Source organism: Pseudomonas fluorescens (assembly GCF_018614655.1).
Taxonomy (GTDB): domain Bacteria; phylum Pseudomonadota; class Gammaproteobacteria; order Pseudomonadales; family Pseudomonadaceae; genus Aquipseudomonas; species Aquipseudomonas fluorescens_BX.
In genome coordinates, this window is record NZ_JAGGOG010000005.1 from 38,420 (window position 1) to 51,275 (window position 12,856).

The following is a 12,856-nucleotide window of genomic DNA, read 5'->3' on the forward strand; positions in this document are numbered from 1 at the left end:
GGCAGCGGGCATGCGCCAGCATTCGATTATCCATACACCTAAAACCAGTGACTATCCGGAAATGACCCGCATCTGGGAGGATTCGGTGCGCGCCACCCATGACTTCCTCCCGGACAGCTACATCGAGTTACTGAAAAACCTGGTGCTGACGCGTTACCTGGATGCAGTGATGCTGATCTGCACCAAGGACTCATGCCAGCGCATCACCGGCTTTGCGGGCGTGGCGGCGGGCAAGGTCGAGATGCTGTTTATCGACCCTGCGCACCGTGGCCAAGGCCTGGGCCGGCAATTGCTGTGCTATGCGATCGAGCAACTGAATGCCGATAAGCTGGACGTCAACGAACAGAACCCGCAAGCCCTGGGCTTCTACTTCAAACAGGGTTTTGAAGTGATCGGACGCACCGACCACGACGGCATGGGTCAGCCTTATCCTTTGCTGCATATGCGCTTGCGCCAGGACCAGCAGCAGGCGCGCAGTGGCTAAAAGCCGCAGCACTGAAATGGGGCCGGGATTAACCGGCGCCACACAGGTACAATAGCTGCCCCCTTTTGTTACGGCCCTTGTCATGACTGACCCCATACGTCTCTCCAAACGCCTCATCGAACTGGTCGGCTGCTCCCGTCGGGAGGCTGAGCTGTTCATCGAAGGCGGCTGGGTCACGGTGGACGGCGAAGTGATCGACGAACCGCAGTTCAAGGTCGCCACCCAGAAAGTCGAACTGGACCCCGATGCCAAGGCCACGGCCCCGGAGCCGGTGACCATCCTGCTGCACGCGCCGGCTGGCGTGGACGCCGAAACTGCGATGCAATCCATCAGCGCCGAGACCCTGTCGGATGAGCACCGCTTCGGCAAGCGCCCGCTCAAGGGCCACTTCTTGCGCCTGACCGCCAGCGCCGACCTGCAAGCCAAGGCCAGCGGCCTCCTGGTGTTTACCCAGGACTGGAAAATCCTGCGCAAACTGACGGCCGATGCCGCCAAGATCGAGCAGGAGTATGTGGTTGAAGTATCCGGGGACATGGTTGCGCACGGCCTCAATCGCCTGAACCACGGCCTGACGTACAAGGGCAAGGAGCTGCCAGCGGTCAAAGCCAGCTGGCAGAACGAGAACCGCCTGCGCTTTGCGCTGAAAAATCCGCAACCGGGTGTGATTGCCTTGTTCTGCGAAGCCGTTGGCTTGAAGGTCGTCGCCATTCGACGCATCCGCATTGGCGGAGTCTCCATCGGCAAAGTGCCGGTGGGCCAATGGCGCTATCTGTCCGGCAAAGAGAAGTTCTAACCGCTCTTTCGCCACCGAACCTCTCGACACCGCCTCTCTGGGCGGTGCTCACAGTTGAATGACCAGGATTGCCAACATGATTCACAACGACGTACTGCGCAGCGTGCGCTACATGCTCGACATCAGCGACAACAAGATGGTCGAGATCATCAAGCTCGGCGGCATGGATGTCACCAAGGACGACCTGCTGACCTACCTCAAGAAAGACGAAGAAGAAGGCTTTGTGTTTTGCCCGGACGACGTCATGGCGCATTTCCTCGATGGCCTGGTGATCTTCAAGCGAGGCAAGGACGAGAGCCGTCCACCGCAGCCGATCGAGTTGCCGGTGACCAACAACATCATCCTGAAGAAACTGCGGGTCGCCTTCGAACTGAAGGAAGACGATATGCACGCCATCCTCAAGGCCGCCGAGTTCCCGGTGTCCAAGCCGGAACTGAGCGCGCTGTTCCGCAAATTCGGCCACACCAACTACCGCACGTGTGGCGATCAGTTGCTGCGCAACTTCCTCAAGGGCCTGACGCTGCGCGTTCGCGCCTAAACCCATGAGCTATAGCGTCTCGCCCATCGGCTTCGTCCGCTCCTGCTTCAAGGAGAAGTTCGCCATCCCGCGCCAGCCGCAACTGGCGCCCGCCGCCCGAGGCGTGCTGGAGTTAGTGGCGCCGTTCGATCAGGGCGAGGCGGTACAGGGCCTGGAGCAGGTCAGCCACGTGTGGTTACTGTTTCTGTTTCACCAGGCTTTGGAAGAAACGCCCCGCCTGAAAGTCCGCCCGCCGCGCTTGGGGGGCAACAAATCCATGGGAGTGTTTGCCACCCGCGCCACTCACCGCCCCAATGGCATCGGCCAATCGGTGGTGAAACTGGACAAAGTGGAAGCCAATCGCCTGTGGATATCCGGCATTGATTTACTGGATGGCACGCCGATTCTCGACATCAAGCCGTATGTGCCCTACGCCGACATCATCGATACGGCGACCAACAGCATCGCCAGTGCCGCGCCGCAGCTGATTCCCGTGCAGTGGCTGAAGTCCGCTCTGCAACAGGCACAAGGCCACGCTCAGCGCCTTGACGAGCCATTGGTGGCCTTGATTGAGCAGTGTTTGGCACAGGATCCACGACCGGCGTACCAGACACCGGGGCCCGAGCGGGAATATGGGGCGCGGTTCTGGGATGTGGACGTGCGGTGGCACTATCCAGAAGCCGGAATGATTTGTGTGCTGGAAGTGGTTGCAGCTGAATAAACCGGAAACAAAATGTGGGAGCGGGCTTGCTCGCGAAGGCGGTGTATCAGTCAAATATGCTTCAACTGACACTCCGCCTTCGCGAGCAAGCCCGCTCCCACATTTTTTTGCGTCGCGTTTACTTCTCGACGAACGCACGCTCGATCAAGTAGTCACCCGGCTCACGCATCCGTGGCGAAACCTTCAGGCCGAAGCTGTTCAACACTTCGCTGGTCTCATCCAACATGCTCGGGCTGCCGCACAGCATCGCACGGTCGTCCTCGGGGTTGATCGGTGGCAGACCAATGTCAGTGAACAGCTTGCCGCTGCGCATCAGGTCGGTCAGACGACCTTCGTTTTCGAACGGCTCGCGGGTCACGGTTGGGTAGTAGATCAACTTGTCACGCAGGGCTTCACCGAAGAACTCGTTCTGCGGCAGATGCTCGGTGATGAATTCGCGGTAAGCGACTTCGTTGACGTAGCGCACGCCGTGGCACAGGATCACTTTTTCGAAACGCTCGTAGGTTTCCGGGTCCTGGATGACGCTCATGAACGGCGCCAGACCGGTACCGGTGCTGAGCAGGTACAGGTGTTTGCCCGGCTTCAAATCGTCCAGCACCAGGGTGCCGGTCGGTTTTTTGCTGATGATGATCTCGTCGCCTTCCTTCAAGTGCTGCAATTGGGAAGTCAGCGGGCCATCCGGGACCTTGATGCTGAAGAACTCCAGATGCTCCTCCCAGTTCGGGCTGGCGATGGAGTAAGCACGCATGAGAGGGCGGCCGTTAGGCTGTTGCAGGCCGATCATCACGAACTGACCGTTCTCGAAGCGCAAGCCCGGGTCGCGGGTACACTTGAAGCTGAACAGAGTGTCGTTCCAGTGATGAACACTGAGGACACGCTCGTGGTTCATGTTGCTCATGTACGGGGAACTCCTGGAAATGGGTCTGCGCCAAATGATAGATGCGCAATTGCACAGCATTCTAATGGCGGCGACAATATCTGTTAACTGGATTATTAAGATAAGGGTTATCGGTTATATCGATATGCGATTTACTCTACGTCAACTGCAAGTCTTCGTCGCCGTCGCCCAGCAGGAAAGCGTCTCCCGCGCTGCTGGCCTTCTGGCCTTATCTCAATCCGCCGCCAGCACCTCAATTACCGAGCTGGAGCGTCAATCCAGCTGCCAACTGTTCGACCGCGCCGGTAAACGCTTGAGCCTCAATGCCCTAGGCCGCCAACTGCTGCCCCAGGCCGTGGCACTGCTGGACCAGGCCAAGGAAATCGAGGACCTGCTCAACGGCAAGTCGGGCTTCGGCTCCCTGGCGGTGGGCGCCACCCTGACCATCGGCAACTATCTAGCAACGCTGCTGATCGGCAGTTTCATGCAACAACACCCGGAGAGCCAGGTGAAACTGCATGTGCAAAACACTGCGCATATCGTGAACCAGGTGGCGCACTACGAAATTGATCTGGGTCTAATCGAAGGCGACTGCAGCCACCCGGACATTGAGGTGCAAACCTGGGTGGAGGACGAACTGGTGGTGTTCTGCGCGCCCCAGCATCACTTGGCCAAGCGTGGCCAGGCAACCATGGAAGAGCTGACTCATGAGGCATGGATTCTGCGGGAGCAAGGCTCCGGCACGCGTCTGACCTTTGACCAGGCCATGCGTCATCATCGCAGCGCGTTGAATATCCGCCTGGAGCTGGAGCACACCGAAGCGATCAAGCGGGCTGTGGAGTCAGGTCTGGGGATCGGCTGTATTTCCCGGCTGGCGCTACGGGACGCTTTCCGGCGCGGCAGCCTGGTACCGGTAGAAACCCCGGACCTAGACCTGGCCCGGCAGTTCTACTTCATCTGGCACAAGCAGAAGTACCAGACCTCCGCCATGCGCGAGTTTCTGGAACTGTGCCGGTCCTTTACCGCCGGGGTGCAGCGCAGCGACGAAATCGTGCTGCCCAACATTGCCTGAGGCCTTTAGATCAGGATCACGGCCCACACCAGGGTAATCATGGTCAACGCCACGAACTGCGCGGCGCTGCCCATGTCCTTGGCGTTCTTCGACAAGGGATGGCGATCCAGGGAGATCCGGTCAATGGCCGCTTCTACTGCCGAATTGAGCAATTCGACAATCAACGCCAGCAAACAGACGGCGATCAACAACGCCCGTTCGACCCGGCTGACATTCAGGAAAAAACTCAGCGGAATCAGGATGACGTTGAGCAACACCAACTGACGAAACGCTGCCTCGCCAGTGAAAGCCGCACGCAGGCCATCCAGGGAGTAACCGCCTGCGTTAAAGATACGTTTGATACCGGTTTGACCTTTGAAAGGCGACATAGAGTAGGCAACTGCAAAAAAAGGAGTGGGAAAACTAGAGCACGCAAAGTCAAAAAAACGTGAACGTATACCATCTTACTGCTGCGAAATTGACTCAAGTTGTTGCAAGAGCAGCGCAGCCTGGGTTCGCGTACGTACCCCAAGCTTGCGGAAAATCGCCGTCACGTGAGCCTTGATGGTCGCTTCAGACACGCTCAGCTCGTAAGCAATTTGCTTGTTCAACAACCCTTCACAGACCATGGTCAGCACCCGGAACTGCTGGGGCGTCAGGCTGGCCAAGCCATCACGTGCGGCCTTGGCTTCATCGGAGACGTTGATCTCTTCGAACGCCTGGGGCGGCCAGGAGACATCGCCCTCCAGCACCGTGCGCACGGCTTTTTGAATATCTTCCATGGAGCTGGACTTGGGAATGAAGCCGCTGGCACCGAACTCCTTGGAGCGCACCACCACGGATGCTTCTTCCTGGGCCGAAACCATCACCACGGGAATTTGCGGGTATTGCCCTCGCAGCAGCACAAGCCCCGAAAAACCATAGGCGCCGGGCATGTTCAGGTCCAGCAACACCAGGTCCCAGTCGGACTTTTCGGTGAGGCGGGTTTCCAGCTCGGCAATGCTGGCGACTTCGACCAAGCGTACATCCGGCCCCAGACCCAGGGTGACAGCCTGATGGAGTGCGCTGCGAAAAAGTGGGTGGTCATCGGCAATCAGGATTTCGTATGTGGCCATTTTTCAAATGATCCTGTTTTTTATGGGAGCACCGATGGGTTCAGTGCTCGCCAAGGCAACACAAGGTGACCGCAAGGCAGGCACCACAGGGCACGTTCAACGCCAAAGCACAGCTCACGACGTTTGAAAATTTACGGCGGCGCCCTGGTCGGCGCGCCAAGCATGCCCAGCACGGCCTGGGTGGTCAAGCGCTACGCCCGTGGGTATTTTACCGGGCACAACGGTTGCCGTGCCATCATGCCAAGGTCCTCTGGCCATGATGCCTATAGATAAGGTGTCAGGCGTGTATGAACAACGTCCTGCGGGTCCAGCACCCACTGAAACTTGGCAGCCAGGTAGTGAGTACTGAAGACATCCAGATAAGCGTCCAGCACCTCGCTGGCCGTCTGATCCCCCGCCAACTCAAGGCACAGGGCAGCGACTTCTGCGGTACAGAAGTGGTCATCGCGCTTGGAGCGCCGCAGCTTGTAGCGCGATAACTGCTCAGGTTCCAGGCTCAGCACCGGTAAGTGCTCAAGGTACGGGCTCTTGCGAAACATCTTGCGTGCCTCGCTCCAGGTTCCATCCAACAGGATGAACAGCGGGCGCTTGCCGGGTGCCAGCTTGACCTCGTTGACCACTCGCTCAGGGGCCACGAACTCACCGGGAAACACGATATAAGGCTGCCACTGCGGGTCCGCCAGCAGCTTCAGCAGCTCAGGCTCTACCTCGGTTCGCGACCAAGGGAACGCCGTCGTATCACCGATCACATCGGCAATCAGCCAGCCGGTGTTGCTGGGTTTCATGGGTTCCACGTCATGCATCAGCAGACACATGGCGGATTTGGCCTCGACCTTAGGCCGCCAGGCACACAGGCAATACTCGGGAATGACCCGGCAGCCCGGGCAGCGCTCAGCGCGAGAACCACGGGCGACAAAAGGCTTGAGGGCCCGGGCCAGACGCTGGGTGCGCAAACGGGAGACGGCGTGGCTCATCGAATGCGCCGCCGCAAAGCAGTGAAGATCAACACGAATAGAACTCGGGGGAAGGCAAAAGTCGCCGCAGTTTACCAGAGCCGGCCACCCTCACCTGCACTTCCCGCAATACGCTGGCCGTACTGACCCAGGGTCACCTATAATCCCGCGCCACTGAACGCACAGCGCAGTGGCTGGTCATAGGACCAGTACCCGAATCAGGAGATTTCCATGCTGCGTTTCATGCTGCGTTATGCCGCCCCCTCCATCGCCCTCGCGCTGGTTTTGCCCGTGGGCGCCCAAGCGGCTTCCTTGCTGGAACTTCAACTGAACAAGAAGCTGCAGAGCGTTGCGGCGGAAAGCAACAAAGACCTGCCAAGGGAATTGGATGAAAAAACCCTGGAAGTGGCCTACACCGTGGAAGGCTCACAACTGATTGACCATCTCAGCGTCCAGCCCGATCGCGCCGAACAAATGCGCGCCAACCCGAAGGCCGTGTATTTCCAACTGGGTCAGAGCGTCTGCCTGAACAAGGGTTATCGTGAGCTGATGGTCAAGGGTGCGGTGATGCGCTATGAAATCACCGAGAACAAGACCAATCGGCCCGTAGCATCGGTCAAGTTCCAGGAAGCTGATTGCCCGGCACCGGCTGCTGCGAAGAAGAAAAAGTAAGCGATGCCCTTTCGCACGCCGCTGATCAGCGGCGTGCAACTCCTCCTTCTGCAAACCCTCCGCTGCGCTCATATCAGCGACTAAACGCCGTGATGAGTGATCAATAAGCTGTTGCCAGCCAAGACTTTATAGGCTCATGATCAAATCATCCCGAAAGCCAGCAGCCTGCGGCTTTTATGTTGTTCTGTAACACTTTCAGGGCAAAAGAGGATTGCCTCGCCTGGCTTGCAGTGCAAAGGTTTTAAATCACAAGGAACATACAGAGCCTGTTTCGCCCACCTCGCTCATCAGAGGTCTGGCGAACCCCGTGTAAAGCCCGGCACGCGCCGAGGCCGACAACGACACATGCAGTGTCGTGGCCCCCGACGAATCTCTCGTCGGCACCCTGGGTTCTGTGAAGAAGGAGAAGTTGAATGCCTTACGAACCGAATGACCTCCTGCTCCATCATTTTCAAGAAAACGGGACCGACCTCACGCAGCAGGTCGACGCGCAACTCAATCTGATTGCCCCCAACAGCCCGAATATCCCCCTTTATCGCGACATGATCTTCACCGTGTTACGCATGGCGCAAGACGACCGTAGCCGCTGGAACGCCAAGATCACCCTGCAGGCGATCCGCGAGCTGGATCACGCCTTCCGGGTGCTGGAGCAATTCAAGGGCCGGCGCAAGGTCACTGTCTTCGGCTCCGCACGTACCCCCGTGGAAAGTCCGCTGTATGCATTGGCCCGGGAAGTCGGTGCTGTCCTGGCACGCTCGGACCTGATGGTCATTACCGGTGGCGGTGGCGGCATCATGGCGGCGGCCCATGAAGGTGCGGGCCTGGAACATAGCCTGGGGTTCAACATCACCCTGCCCTTCGAACAGCATGCCAACCCGACCATTGATGGCACCGAGAACCTGCTGTCCTTCCACTTCTTCTTTACCCGCAAGCTGTTCTTCGTCAAGGAAGCCGATGCCCTGGTGCTGTGCCCAGGTGGTTTTGGCACCCTGGATGAAGCACTAGAAGTCCTGACCCTGATCCAGACCGGCAAGAGTCCGCTGGTTCCAGTGGTGCTACTGGACGTACCCGGTGGTAGTTTCTGGCAAGGAGCGCTGGACTTTGTTCGTAGCCAACTGGAAGCCAACCGTTACATCTTGCCCACCGATCTCAAGCTGGTGCGCCTGGTGCACAGCGCCGAGGACGCGGTAGAAGAAATCAACCAGTTCTACGCCAACTTCCATTCCACCCGCTGGTTGAAGCGCCAATTTGTGATCCGCATGAATCACCCACTGAGTGATCGTGCACTGGCGCATCTCCAGGAAGCGTTTGCCGACCTGAGGCTCAGTGAGGATTTTCATCAGCATGCTTATGAAGGTGAGGTATACGACGAACCGCGCTTCAGCCATCTGACGCGGCTGGTGTTCAACTTTAATGGTCGTGACCAGGGCCGGCTGCGGGAGTTGGTGGATTACATCAACTTGCCGGAGAACTGGGCACACGCCCAGGGGAAAGCTCAGCAACGGGTGACAGAACCGGCATAAGCCAAACGCAAAAAGGCCCGCTATTTTCATAGCGGGCCTTTTTGTATGGTGTCGGTGTATTCAGGTGGAACGAGTGTGGGCTAGGGCCGCTGCGCAGCCCAACGGGGGCAAGCCCCCTCGCCACAGAAGCCCTTCACCGTGGCAAAGTCGTTAGCCATAGGACACTCAATCATCCATGTCCCGACCGCTTAACAAGCGACTGATCATTTCCATCGAGAATCCGCGATAACTCAGGAAGCGACCTTGTTTCGCCCGCTCCCGAGCATCGATGGGCAGATGGCCGGCAAACTTGCGACGCCAAGTGTCTTCCAACTGCGCCTGCCAACTGATACCGCTCTCACGTAACGCGAGCTCGATATCAGCACGTTGCAGGCCGCGCTGGCTCAACTCCTCGCGAATCCGCGCCGGGCCATAGCCAGAGCGAGCCCGGTAGGACACAAAGCTTTCGAGGTAACGGGCTTCCGAAAGCAGCCCCTCTTCCGTTAGACGGTCGAGGGCTGTTTCGATCATTTCAGGAGGAGCGCCGCGCTGACGCAATTTACGCGTCAGCTCGACTCGACCGTGCTCGCGTCGAGCGAGCAGGTCCATTGCAGTGCGCCGTACAGCGACGAGTGTATCCAGTACAACTGTCATCGTTTAGCTCAGATGTCAGCGTCGGCCAGGTCGTCAGCGGTTTCTCGGGTTGCATTCGATTTGACGTCTGCTGTCGGAGTCAGCAGCTTGTCGCGAATCTGCTTCTCAAGGGTCGCAGCCACGTCAGGGTTGTCCTGCAGGAACTTGGCCGAGTTGGCCTTGCCCTGGCCGATCTTGCTGCCGTTGTAGGCATACCAGGCACCGGACTTTTCAACGAAGCCGTGCAGCACGCCCAAGTCAATCATCTCGCCGTTCAGGTAGATACCCTTGCCGTAGAGAATCTGGAACTCAGCCTGACGGAACGGCGGAGCTACCTTGTTCTTCACGACTTTAACGCGGGTTTCGCTACCCACAACCTCGTCACCTTCCTTCACCGCGCCAGTACGACGGATGTCCAGACGGACCGAAGCGTAGAACTTCAGCGCGTTACCACCGGTGGTGGTTTCCGGGCTGCCGAACATCACGCCGATCTTCATCCGGATCTGGTTGATGAAGATCACCAAGCAGTTGGCGTTCTTGATGTTACCGGTGATTTTACGCAGGGCCTGGGACATCAGACGGGCTTGCAGGCCAACGTGCATGTCACCCATTTCGCCTTCGATTTCAGCCTTGGGTACCAGGGCTGCCACGGAGTCGATGACAATCACGTCGATGGCATTGGAGCGCACCAGCATGTCGGTGATTTCCAGCGCTTGCTCACCGGTGTCCGGCTGCGATACCAACAGGTCGTCAACGTTGACGCCCAGCTTGCCGGCGTATTCGGGATCCAGGGCGTGCTCGGCATCGACGAACGCACAAGTGGCGCCCATCTTTTGTGCCTGGGCAATCACCGACAGGGTCAGGGTGGTTTTACCGGAAGATTCTGGACCGTAGATTTCAACGATACGGCCTTTTGGCAGGCCGCCAATGCCGAGCGCGATGTCCAGACCCAGAGAGCCCGTGGAAATAGCCGGGATCGCCTGACGGTCGTGATCGCCCATACGCATTACGGCACCCTTGCCGAATTGACGTTCGATCTGACCCAGGGCCGCAGCCAAGGCTTTCTTCTTGTTGTCGTCCATTAAAGTCCTCACGTAATCAATAAGGCCTGACGGCCAACACCTGTATAAGTAGACAGTATTGTTCCACAAAGATCCGGGATCGACTACCCCTGTTTTTCTATTTCGAGTGCAGCTCGTCGCAATAGCCCCTCTAATGCGGCCTTTACCGTTTGTCGGCGGACCTCGTCGCGATTACCGGGGAAGTGGTGGCGTTCAGCCGTAACCTCATCCCCCACACCCCAGGCCAGCCACACCGTGCCGACCGGTTTGTCGGGTGAGCCACCGTCAGGGCCGGCCACACCGCTGACCGCCACGGCGAACCGCGCCAGGCTTTTCTCCTGGGCGCCTTTGACCATGGCCTCGACCACCTCCTTGCTGACGGCCCCGACTTTGGGGAACAGCGCTTCCGGCACATTCAACTGCCGGGTCTTCTGCCGGTTGGAATACGTGACATACCCCGCCTCGAACCAGGCCGAACTACCGGGAATACGCGTGATTGCTTCAGCGATACCGCCACCGGTGCACGACTCGGCGGTGGTGACATGGGCATTGAGCACCTGTAAGCGGCGGCCAAGTTCAGCGGCGAGTTGGGTAATTTCCTTCACGGTCGTCTCCAGGGGTGGGCGGGCGTTTGCCTACCCTACAGGAGCTTATAGGTCATGCAAGATGCGGACGGGAACAGGATGTTAACGAATGAGGGCACGTATATATGCCTGACAGACCTGCACCTTCATCATGTCAGCACCTTCAACGCCTGCTGATACAGCACCTGGCGAGCCGCCGCGCCGTTCGGCGTTCTGCCTTTGCCGCCGGTATTGATAATGCTGCCAATATTCTGGATATCACTCACGTCAGCCAAGATGTTGAGCCGATTGACCGACCAGAACCAAGCCGCCGACATGACGGCGTGCCGTGGCTGCCCCAGCCACTCAGGATGACTGACCAGATCCAGTCCCAAGGCGTCTCCACATAAGCGATAGTTATGCTTTCCCGTAACCTGAATCAGCCCGCGACCGCGATACTTCCAGCCGTCGCCAGGGGCAGTATTGCCCATGCGACCGGCATATACGTGGCTGGCAATCAACTCGGCTTTTCCGGCAAGGCTCATGGCCAAGGCGTTCGGTTTGTTACGCACCGTATTGTTCACCACCGTTTTGACGTAACCGCCGCCTTTACCGTTCATCTCGGCGTAACGGTTTGGCCAGGTATCGGCCAAACCGTTGGCGCTGTAGTTCAAATTTTCCACCAGGCGAGTCAGTTGGCTCGACTCATGACCAATCTGAGCGATAAACGCCGCACTGCGCAGCCTGGTAATAATCTGATACTCGCCCATTGCCGCGTTAAGGGCTGGAGCAAAAACGCCGGCGATTCGGCCGGCGTTCGGAAGGATGAGCAGCAACTGCTGCTCGGTGATGTCCATGGCATTCTCCAGAAATAAATGCGCTCGTGGGTGTTCCACAGCTCAAGGCGCCAGCCCGCTCGCCACGATCGAGCTGCGGTAACCTTGCGTCGGGTCAATGGTGTGAATCACCGTGGTGATCGACCAGCGGCCCTGCATGTACAGTGGCCAGGTTTCATCCAGCAGCAACAAGCCTTCGGCGGATAGCTGTGGGTTGCCCGGACAATCGATGGTCAACTTCAGCCCTTCTCGCCCGACTCGACGCATTTCACCTTGCGCCACCGCACGGGCTTCGTCTTCGTTCTGACAGCGCTGACGCAGGATCTTGAACGGCGCGTTACCGATCTCGACCTTGTGCTGCTTGCCGCCAGCGGCATCCCACCAATTGACACGACAGCCCTGGTATTTGGCCCGAGCGGTGTCATCGAGTTTGGCGCTGATAAAGGCTTCGTCGCCGGGGCGATTGTTGTGGGTTACCGACAGTCGAACATCCGGCAGTTGCTGGCCGGAGAGCGACTTGACCTGCCCACGCTTGGCCAGCACATACAGCTCGTTGACCGGTTTGGTCACCGCGTCGTAGCGGGCGGCGAGGCGGGTGATAAAGCCCATGTCGGTTTCGTTGGACTGGTCGATATGGGTAATGGGTATGGCGTCCAGGTCCGGCGCCACGCGGGGAGAAAAGCCATGGCGGGTGGTCAATTGGCGAAACAGCGCGCCCAGGGTCGTCGGCCCGTGGCTGGCGGATCGGCGCTGCCTGAAGCCGCTCTGATCAGCCACACTGAATGGCGCCGCCGAAGCCACGATGGCCAGGCGCATGGGGAACAGATGCGGGGTACGCTGGGTGATGATGAACTCACCTTTTTCCACCAGCCCCGACTCCAGGTAACCGACCCGCAGGCCGATTCTGCCGCCGAGGCTAGGCAAGCCGTCGAGGCCTTCGATGTTGAGCATCAGTTCAAGCCGATCGGACTCGATACCGGCGGCGTCGGTGTGTTTCCACTGCATCAACCGTTGATTGAGCAGCGCCGCGTTGGCGCCGTAAATCTCAATCGCCGGGGTATATCCCATAGCCATGTGG

16 protein-coding genes are annotated in these 12,856 nt (G+C 58.6%); 7 read left to right on the top strand and 9 right to left on the bottom strand.

What is annotated here, in order from left to right:
* Window positions 1–10 precede the first annotated feature (10 nt).
* The 4 genes from J7E41_RS07905 (at window position 11) to tsaA (ending at window position 2,515) form a co-directional block, all read left to right on the top strand.
* On the top strand, window positions 11–484 hold the full coding sequence (locus tag J7E41_RS07905; protein WP_214991486.1) for a GNAT family N-acetyltransferase: 474 nt from the start codon (window positions 11–13) through the stop codon (window positions 482–484).
* A gap of 82 nt (window positions 485–566) precedes the next feature.
* Complete coding sequence (locus J7E41_RS07910; protein WP_214991488.1) at window positions 567–1,277, top strand: rRNA pseudouridine synthase; 711 nt, start codon at window positions 567–569, stop codon at window positions 1,275–1,277.
* A gap of 76 nt (window positions 1,278–1,353) precedes the next feature.
* Window positions 1,354–1,815 (top strand): DUF1456 family protein, encoded by a 462-nt coding sequence (locus tag J7E41_RS07915; protein WP_214991490.1) that lies wholly within the window; start codon window positions 1,354–1,356, stop codon window positions 1,813–1,815.
* A gap of 4 nt (window positions 1,816–1,819) precedes the next feature.
* Window positions 1,820–2,515: a tRNA (N6-threonylcarbamoyladenosine(37)-N6)-methyltransferase TrmO gene (gene tsaA / locus J7E41_RS07920; protein ID WP_214991492.1), complete on the top strand. Its 696-nt coding sequence runs from the start codon at window positions 1,820–1,822 to the stop codon at window positions 2,513–2,515.
* Between the two features lie 118 nt (window positions 2,516–2,633).
* Here the strand turns inward: tsaA and fpr are convergent, their stop codons facing one another.
* Window positions 2,634–3,413, bottom strand: coding sequence for a ferredoxin-NADP reductase (gene fpr, locus J7E41_RS07925; RefSeq protein ID WP_003231344.1), 780 nt, complete (start codon window positions 3,411–3,413; stop codon window positions 2,634–2,636).
* A gap of 124 nt (window positions 3,414–3,537) precedes the next feature.
* Here fpr and J7E41_RS07930 point away from each other — a divergent pair, with 124 nt between their 5' ends.
* On the top strand, window positions 3,538–4,464 hold the full coding sequence (locus J7E41_RS07930) for a LysR family transcriptional regulator (RefSeq protein ID WP_214991494.1): 927 nt from the start codon (window positions 3,538–3,540) through the stop codon (window positions 4,462–4,464).
* 5 nt (window positions 4,465–4,469) lie between these two features.
* On the opposite strand, the gene J7E41_RS07935 is transcribed toward J7E41_RS07930, so the two are convergent.
* From J7E41_RS07935 to J7E41_RS07945, 3 genes are all read right to left on the bottom strand, one after another.
* Window positions 4,470–4,832: a diacylglycerol kinase gene (locus J7E41_RS07935; RefSeq protein WP_003172176.1), complete on the bottom strand. Its 363-nt coding sequence runs from the start codon at window positions 4,830–4,832 to the stop codon at window positions 4,470–4,472.
* A 75-nt stretch (window positions 4,833–4,907) separates the two neighbouring features.
* The gene (gene erdR / locus J7E41_RS07940; protein ID WP_214991496.1) at window positions 4,908–5,558 is read right to left on the bottom strand and encodes a response regulator transcription factor ErdR; all 651 of its coding nucleotides are present in this window, start codon (window positions 5,556–5,558) and stop codon (window positions 4,908–4,910) included.
* Between the two features lie 263 nt (window positions 5,559–5,821).
* Window positions 5,822–6,532 carry a tRNA-uridine aminocarboxypropyltransferase gene (locus J7E41_RS07945; RefSeq protein ID WP_214991498.1) on the bottom strand — a complete coding sequence of 237 codons (711 nt, stop codon included), beginning with the start codon at window positions 6,530–6,532 and terminating at the stop codon, window positions 5,822–5,824.
* A gap of 210 nt (window positions 6,533–6,742) precedes the next feature.
* On the opposite strand from J7E41_RS07945, the gene J7E41_RS07950 reads away from it, so the two are divergent.
* On the top strand, window positions 6,743–7,183 hold the full coding sequence (locus J7E41_RS07950; RefSeq protein WP_214991500.1) for a PA3611 family quorum-sensing-regulated virulence factor: 441 nt from the start codon (window positions 6,743–6,745) through the stop codon (window positions 7,181–7,183).
* Between the two features lie 413 nt (window positions 7,184–7,596).
* The gene (locus tag J7E41_RS07955; protein WP_214991503.1) at window positions 7,597–8,706 is read left to right on the top strand and encodes a TIGR00730 family Rossman fold protein; all 1,110 of its coding nucleotides are present in this window, start codon (window positions 7,597–7,599) and stop codon (window positions 8,704–8,706) included.
* 165 nt (window positions 8,707–8,871) lie between these two features.
* On the opposite strand, the gene recX is transcribed toward J7E41_RS07955, so the two are convergent.
* The 5 genes from recX to J7E41_RS07980 all read right to left on the bottom strand — a co-directional run bounded on the left by recX (window position 8,872) and on the right by J7E41_RS07980 (window position 12,852).
* Window positions 8,872–9,339 (bottom strand): recombination regulator RecX, encoded by a 468-nt coding sequence (gene recX, locus J7E41_RS07960; protein WP_214991505.1) that lies wholly within the window; start codon window positions 9,337–9,339, stop codon window positions 8,872–8,874.
* 8 nt (window positions 9,340–9,347) lie between these two features.
* The gene (gene recA, locus J7E41_RS07965) at window positions 9,348–10,400 is read right to left on the bottom strand and encodes a recombinase RecA (RefSeq protein WP_214991507.1); all 1,053 of its coding nucleotides are present in this window, start codon (window positions 10,398–10,400) and stop codon (window positions 9,348–9,350) included.
* A gap of 83 nt (window positions 10,401–10,483) precedes the next feature.
* Window positions 10,484–10,984, bottom strand: coding sequence for a CinA family protein (locus tag J7E41_RS07970; protein ID WP_214991509.1), 501 nt, complete (start codon window positions 10,982–10,984; stop codon window positions 10,484–10,486).
* A 128-nt stretch (window positions 10,985–11,112) separates the two neighbouring features.
* Complete coding sequence (locus J7E41_RS07975; protein WP_214991511.1) at window positions 11,113–11,799, bottom strand: glycoside hydrolase family 19 protein; 687 nt, start codon at window positions 11,797–11,799, stop codon at window positions 11,113–11,115.
* Between the two features lie 42 nt (window positions 11,800–11,841).
* Entirely contained in the window at window positions 11,842–12,852 is a 1,011-nt protein-coding gene (locus J7E41_RS07980; RefSeq protein WP_214991513.1) for a contractile injection system protein, VgrG/Pvc8 family, read from the bottom strand.
* Window positions 12,853–12,856: the final 4 nt, after the last annotated feature.

Excerpts from the sequence above, each read along its gene's own strand:
- erdR (WP_214991496.1), bottom strand. The coding sequence starts at position 5,558 with ATGGCCACATACGAAATCCTGATTGCCGATGACCACCCACTTTTTCGC.
- J7E41_RS07915 (WP_214991490.1), top strand. The coding sequence starts at position 1,354 with ATGATTCACAACGACGTACTGCGCAGCGTGCGCTACATGCTCGACATC.
- recX (WP_214991505.1), bottom strand. The coding sequence starts at position 9,339 with ATGACAGTTGTACTGGATACACTCGTCGCTGTACGGCGCACTGCAATG.
- J7E41_RS07975 (WP_214991511.1), bottom strand. The coding sequence starts at position 11,799 with ATGGACATCACCGAGCAGCAGTTGCTGCTCATCCTTCCGAACGCCGGC.
- J7E41_RS07945 (WP_214991498.1), bottom strand. The coding sequence starts at position 6,532 with ATGAGCCACGCCGTCTCCCGTTTGCGCACCCAGCGTCTGGCCCGGGCC.
- J7E41_RS07930 (WP_214991494.1), top strand. The coding sequence starts at position 3,538 with ATGCGATTTACTCTACGTCAACTGCAAGTCTTCGTCGCCGTCGCCCAG.
- fpr (WP_003231344.1), bottom strand. The coding sequence starts at position 3,413 with ATGAGCAACATGAACCACGAGCGTGTCCTCAGTGTTCATCACTGGAAC.
- J7E41_RS07980 (WP_214991513.1), bottom strand. The coding sequence starts at position 12,852 with ATGGCTATGGGATATACCCCGGCGATTGAGATTTACGGCGCCAACGCG.
- tsaA (WP_214991492.1), top strand. The coding sequence starts at position 1,820 with ATGAGCTATAGCGTCTCGCCCATCGGCTTCGTCCGCTCCTGCTTCAAG.
- J7E41_RS07935 (WP_003172176.1), bottom strand. The coding sequence starts at position 4,832 with ATGTCGCCTTTCAAAGGTCAAACCGGTATCAAACGTATCTTTAACGCA.
- J7E41_RS07950 (WP_214991500.1), top strand. The coding sequence starts at position 6,743 with ATGCTGCGTTTCATGCTGCGTTATGCCGCCCCCTCCATCGCCCTCGCG.
- J7E41_RS07910 (WP_214991488.1), top strand. The coding sequence starts at position 567 with ATGACTGACCCCATACGTCTCTCCAAACGCCTCATCGAACTGGTCGGC.
- J7E41_RS07955 (WP_214991503.1), top strand. The coding sequence starts at position 7,597 with ATGCCTTACGAACCGAATGACCTCCTGCTCCATCATTTTCAAGAAAAC.
- recA (WP_214991507.1), bottom strand. The coding sequence starts at position 10,400 with ATGGACGACAACAAGAAGAAAGCCTTGGCTGCGGCCCTGGGTCAGATC.
- J7E41_RS07905 (WP_214991486.1), top strand. The coding sequence starts at position 11 with ATGCGCCAGCATTCGATTATCCATACACCTAAAACCAGTGACTATCCG.